The organism is Streptomyces poriferorum, assembly GCF_019399235.1.
Lineage (GTDB): Bacteria > Actinomycetota > Actinomycetes > Streptomycetales > Streptomycetaceae > Streptomyces > Streptomyces poriferorum.
Genome location: NZ_JAELVH010000376.1, coordinates 1 through 5,618 on the forward strand (window position 1 = coordinate 1; position 5,618 = coordinate 5,618).

The following is a 5,618-nucleotide window of genomic DNA, read 5'->3' on the forward strand; positions in this document are numbered from 1 at the left end:
CATCTATGTGCACAACACCCGGCCGAGCTGGACGCCCGGTGCCGCAGGGGTGCTGGACATGGCGAGCGCGAAGGTGGCCGCGGGGGCGGTGGTGGTGGTCATCGGGAGTTCCTCACCCTCGGGTCGAGGAGGCCGTAGGACAGGTCCACGAGCAGGTTCACCACGACGAACGTGGCGGCGAACAGCAGCACGGTGCCCTGTACCAGGGGGAAGTCGCGGTTGGCGATGGCCTGCACGGTCAGCTGACCGACACCCGGCCAGGAGAAGACCTGCTCGGTGAGGATCGCGCCGCCGAGCAGGCTGCCGACCTCCAGACCGACGACCGTCACCACGGGCAGCGAGGCGTTGCGCAGCCCGTGCCGCAGCACCGTGCGCACCGGGCCGAGGCCGCGGGCACGGGCCGTACGGATGTGGTCGGAGCCGAGCACGTCGATCAGCGAGGAGCGCAGCAGCCGCGCGACGACGGCGACCGAGTAGACGGCCAGCGTGACCGACGGCAGGACCAGATGCGCGAACGTGCCGTATCCGGAGGCGGGGAGCGCGTGCAGACCGACGGCGAACACGAGGATGAGCAGGATGCCCACCCAGAACGCGGGTGTCGACTGGCCGATCAGGACGGCCGTGATGACACCGCGGTCCGCGGCTTTGCCGCGGCGCATCGCCGCGATCGTGCCGGCGGGCAGCGCGATCACCAGCGTCACCACGAGGGCGCCGGCCGCGAGCAGCAGGGTGGCCGGGATGCGGTCGGCGAGGACCGAGCGGACCGGCTGGTTGTAGAAGAGGGAGTTGCCGAAGTCGAAGCGCGGCAGGCCCCACAGATAGTCCAGGTACTGCGTGACGAGCGGCCGGTCCAGGCCCAGGCTGTGCCGGAGCACGTTCTCCTGCTGGGCCGTGGCGTCGGGCGGCAGCATCACCTTCACCGGGTCGCCGGACAGGCGGACCAGGAAGAACGCGACGGTCGCGGTGCACAGCAGCACCAGCAGCGCGGTGCCGAGCCGGGCGGCGGCGGGCCGCAGCACGGTCCACGCGCGGCCGGGTCCGGCGACCCGTGCGCCGGGCGCGGTCAGGGTCTGGCTCATCACACGGCCACCTTCGCGCTCGCCATGTCCAGCACCCCTGCGGCACCGGGCGTCCAGCTCGGCCGGGTGTTGTGCACATAGATGTTGTCGATCTGGTACAGGGGCACGAACGGCGCCTCGTCCTTGATCAGTTGCTGGAGTTCGGAGAAGGCGCGGCGGCGCACGGCCGGATCCACGGACAGCTCCTCGCGGTCCACGAGCCGGTCGGCGCGCTTGTCGTGCCAGCGGCTCTGCCGCCGGTCACTGCGCACGTTCGACTGGAGCATGCTCTCGCCGTCCATGGTCCAGACGGTGGACGCGGCCAGGTACATCGGGCCGAGGGCACCGTGGTTGGAAGAGGTCAGGCGCTGGGAGTACGTGCCCGGGTCGAGCAGGTTCACCTTGGCGCGGATACCGGCGCGGGCCAGCAGGCCCGAGATCGCCTCGGCGACGTTCGCGTCCAGATTGGAGGCGGTGATCGAGGTACTGATGCCGTCGGGATGTCCGGCCCCGGCGAGCAGCGCACGGGCCTTCGCGAGCGAACGAGAGTAAGGCTTCACGGACTTGTCGAAGCCGAACGCGCCACGCGGGATCATCGCCGGGACCTCGGTGGCGTTGCCGCCGAGCACCGCCTTGATGAGCAGGGGTACGTCGACGGCGTGGTTGAGTGCCTGCCGCACGCGCCGGTCGCGCAACGGCCCCTCGGTCAGGGTGTCGAGGGACAGGTACGAGGTGCGGATTCCGGTGTGATGGCCGATCCGCACGCCCGGGTATCCGGCCAGTTGCTGGGCGGCGTCCGGCGTCATGCCCGCCACGATGTCGACGCCGCCGCTCTGCAGGGCGGCCAGCGCGGACGACGAGTTGGGGGCGGGGACGAAGACGAGCTCGTCGACGTGCGGGCGGCCCTGCCAGTGGTGGTCGTAGGCGGCGAGGCGCAGTTCGTGGTCGCGCTGCCAGCGGCGGAAGGTGAACGGGCCGGTACCCACCGGGTGTGCGGCGAAGCCCTCGTCACCGACCTTCGCCAGGTAGCGCGGGGGTACGACGACGCCGCCGAACAGGGAGAGTTTGGCGGGCAGGATCGGATCGTGCACCGAGGTGTGCACGTCCACCGTGTACCGGCCGGACACGGTGACGCGCTCGACGTAACGCAGCTCCACGATGGGCGACTTGGTGGCAGGGTCGAGCAGCCGCTCGATGCTGAACCGGACCGCCTCGGCGTCGCACGGCTCGCCGTTGTGGAAGGTGACCCCGCGCCGCAGCTCGAACCGCCACACCTTCGGCCCGACGGCCTTCCAGGACACGGCGATCCGTGGCTGGAGGGAGTTGTCGCGGCCCCGCGTGGTGAGCGTGTCGAACATGTTGATCAGGGCGTTCATCGACGTCATGTCGCCCTGTTTGTGCGGGTCCATCGTCTTGGGGTCCCCGGTCTGGGAGACCCGCAGCACGTTGCCGGCGGAGGCCGCGGACGGCGCTCCGCATCCGGTCAGCAGGGCCGGGGCGACGAGGGCGGGCACCGCGAGACCGCCCAGGCGCAACGCCGAACGGCGGGAGTACCCGACGCGCGGGCCGCCTCCCCCTTCACATATTCGTTCCATTGGACAACACGCTCGTTCCGGTGAATGGAATGCAGTTCGGGTAAGGTAGGCCACATGGGGAAACCGGTCAACAGTCGTCCGCAGCAGCAGGCTCCCGCCGCCGCGTCAGCCGCCGTGTCCGAAGGCCCGGGTGCGGACGCCGCTCCGCCCGCGCCCGGGCCGGTCGACAAAGCGATGGAAGTGCTGGCGGCCCTCGCCGCCCCGGGCGCGCCGCACCGTCTCGCGGACCTCGCCCGCCGGACGGGGCTCGCCAAACCGACCGTGCACCGCCTGCTGCGCGCCCTCGCCGCGTCGGGTTACGCCGAAGCGGCCACCGGCGGCAGCTACCGGCCGGGGCCCAGGCTCCTCGGGCTCGCGGCCGGCGCGCTCGCCGACGACCCCGTGCTGCGCCGGGTCGGCCCGGTGCTGGACGAACTCCGTGTACGCACGGGCCTGTTCGCCTCCTACGCGGTGCGTGACGACCGCACCGTCATCCACCTCGACGTGCGCGCGCCCGCGCAAGGACTCGGGCTCGACCTGAGCCCCGGCTCCCGCGAACACGTGACCGCGGGAGCGGCGGGCCTCGCCCTGCTGGCCGCTCTGCCGGCCGAGGAGCGCGCGCTCCTGTCGGCCGGCCCCGACGGCGCATCCGCCGATGACACGACCCGCGAGGCCCTGGCCGCGGCAGCCCGTGACGGCTACGCCTTCGACGGCAGCGACGCCTGGCTCGACCGGCGCGCGCTCGCCGCCCCGGTGCGCGACGCGACTGGCCACGCGGTCGGCGCCCTGGTACTGACCGGACTCGCCTTCACGCTCGACGAAGCGACCGCGCGGCTGTACGGCCCGATGGTGGCCTCCGCCGCCGCCGCGGTGTCGACGAGCCTGGCCGCACAGCCCGGCGTACGACTGGGACTGGTCCCGGCCCGTCCCGCGGGCGGCGACACGGGCGCCAGGACGTCTGTCAACGGACTCGAAGAGGCGGGGGAGGCACGGTGAGCGCCGCCGGCGCACCGCAGGCCGCCGACCGCCGCGGGATCCTGGACGACGGCCGGGCGCGGGGGCTCTACTCGGGCGCCGCCTGGTCGCTGGGCGACGCCTCCGGCCCGTACGACCGCGGCTGGACCGGCACCCGCGCGCTCGACGGACCGGCTCTGGACGGCCAGGACCTCTGGGACCTCGCATCGGTGACCAAGCCGATCGTCGGCCTGGTCGTCATGGCCCTGGTCGACCGGGGCGTCCTCCGCCTCGACGACACCGTCGGACACCACCTCGCGCGCTACTCCGACAGCCCGCACGCCGCCCGTACGGTCGCCCAACTCCTCGACCACACCTCCGGACTGCCGGGCGGTGTCCCGCTCTACCGGGACCACCCCACCCGCGAGTCGCTGCTCACGGCGCTCGGTCCGCTGCCGCGCACCGCCGAGCCCGGAACCCATGTCACGTACTCCTCGCAGGGCTTCATCCTGCTCGGCCTCATCGCCGAACAGGCCACGGGCCAGGGCCTGGACGACCTGATGAACGACCTCGTCAGCGCGCCCCTCGGCCTGACCGACACCGGTTTCCGGCCGGGGCCCGCGGGCCGCGCCCGCGCGGTGGCCACCGAAGCCTGCCCCTGGCGCGGCCGGACCGTCGTCGGAGAGGTGCACGACGAGAACGCGGTGGTACTCGGCGGCGTCGCCGGGCACGCGGGCCTCTTCGCCACCCTCGCGGACCTGGAACGGCTCGCGTGCTGTCTGCTCGGTGGCGGGCGGCCGCTTCTGCGGCCGGACACCCTCACCGTCATGACCGCCCCGCGCACGGACCATCTCAACCTGCGCCGCTCACTGGCCTGGCAGGGTCAGGACCCGGTCGGCTCGCCGGTGGGGGACGGCTTCGGCCAGGCGTCGTACGGGCACACGGGCTTCACCGGCACGAGCCTGTGGATCGACCCGGAGGCCGGCCGCTACGCCATCCTGCTCACGAACCGCGTGCATCCCAGCCGCGAGGAACGCGGATTCGCGGAGCTGCGGCGGGACTTCCACACGATCGGGGCCTGAGCGGCCCGGCGGGCGATTTCGTATGCCGAGACGCTCGCTGTGATGCGCGACACTGTCCGGGGGCCGCGGACCCGGCATGCGTGATCATGACGTGAATGAAGACTCAATTCCTCGGCATCGCCGATCTGACCCAAGTTCCCGCGGTGGCAGTCGTGGTTGACGTCATGCGCGCGTACACCGTGGCCGCCTGGGCCTTCGCCCGAGGGGCGGAGAAGATCGTTCTCGCCGGGTCGCTGGACGAAGCCCTGGCGCTCAAGGCGCGAAACCCGGACTGGATCGCGCTCAAGGACGGCCCGCCCGCGCCGGGGTTCGACGCGGTCAACTCGCCGGGTCTGCTGCGGTCCGTCGACCTCGGTGGACGGACCGTGGTGCAGAAGACCACGGCCGGGACGGTCGGCGCACTCGCGGTGAAGGAAGCCCAGTTGGTGCTGTGCGCGGGCTTCGTCGTGGCGGAGGCGACGGCGCAGCTCCTGCGGGCGCGCGGGAGTGACAGTGTCACGTTCGTCGTCACCGGTGAGGACGGACAGGCCGACGAGGACCTCGCGTGCGCGCAGTACATCGCCGGACGGGCCGACGGGACCGCGACGGACGCCGGCGAGTTCCTCCGCCGCGGCGCCGCGTCACGCGCCGCCACCGAGCTGACGGAGGGGGTGCGTCAAGGCGTTCACCCCGATGACGTCGAACTCTGCCTGGAACTGGACCGGTTCCCCTTCGCCATGGTGGCGACCTCCGAAGGCTCGCTCATGGTTCTGCGTCCACACGCCATGCCCCCGCTGACCGGGGAGGACCCGGCCTGACGACCGACGCGCGTGCGCCGGGCATCCGTGGGGTCAGAGCCGGCTGAGGAAGTCGGCCTTCTTCGCCTCGAAATCAGCGGCGGTGATGACACCCGCGTCGCGGAGTTCGCCCAGCTGCCGCAGGAGGTCATGAACCTCCTGCGGCAGCTGGGC

General features: G+C 72.4%; 6 protein-coding genes. 3 read left to right on the plus strand and 3 right to left on the minus strand.

Translation table 11 applies throughout. The features are described from left to right. Window positions 1–98: 98 nt before the first annotated feature. Together JGS39_RS36170 and JGS39_RS36175 are read right to left on the minus strand one after the other, a co-directional pair. Entirely contained in the window at window positions 99–1,079 is a 981-nt protein-coding gene (locus tag JGS39_RS36170) for an ABC transporter permease (RefSeq protein ID WP_219574001.1), read from the minus strand. Beyond that, window positions 1,079–2,653: an ABC transporter substrate-binding protein gene (locus JGS39_RS36175; protein WP_219574002.1), complete on the minus strand. Its 1,575-nt coding sequence runs from the start codon at window positions 2,651–2,653 to the stop codon at window positions 1,079–1,081. The genes JGS39_RS36170 and JGS39_RS36175 overlap by 1 nt, the downstream gene beginning before the upstream one ends. A 54-nt stretch (window positions 2,654–2,707) precedes the next feature. Between JGS39_RS36175 and JGS39_RS36180 the strand changes: the two genes are divergently transcribed. From JGS39_RS36180 to JGS39_RS36190, 3 genes are all read left to right on the plus strand, one after another. Beyond that, the gene (locus JGS39_RS36180; protein ID WP_219574003.1) at window positions 2,708–3,628 is read left to right on the plus strand and encodes an IclR family transcriptional regulator; all 921 of its coding nucleotides are present in this window, start codon (window positions 2,708–2,710) and stop codon (window positions 3,626–3,628) included. After that, on the plus strand, window positions 3,625–4,668 hold the full coding sequence (locus JGS39_RS36185; RefSeq protein ID WP_308120913.1) for a serine hydrolase domain-containing protein: 1,044 nt from the start codon (window positions 3,625–3,627) through the stop codon (window positions 4,666–4,668). The genes JGS39_RS36180 and JGS39_RS36185 overlap by 4 nt, the downstream gene beginning before the upstream one ends. Window positions 4,669–4,763: 95 nt before the next feature. After that, the gene (locus JGS39_RS36190) at window positions 4,764–5,465 is read left to right on the plus strand and encodes a 2-phosphosulfolactate phosphatase (RefSeq protein WP_219574004.1); all 702 of its coding nucleotides are present in this window, start codon (window positions 4,764–4,766) and stop codon (window positions 5,463–5,465) included. Between the two features lie 33 nt (window positions 5,466–5,498). On the opposite strand, the gene JGS39_RS42030 is transcribed toward JGS39_RS36190, so the two are convergent. Then, window positions 5,499–5,612 carry an SHOCT domain-containing protein gene (locus tag JGS39_RS42030; RefSeq protein ID WP_219574006.1) on the minus strand — a complete coding sequence of 38 codons (114 nt, stop codon included), beginning with the start codon at window positions 5,610–5,612 and terminating at the stop codon, window positions 5,499–5,501. Window positions 5,613–5,618: the final 6 nt, after the last annotated feature.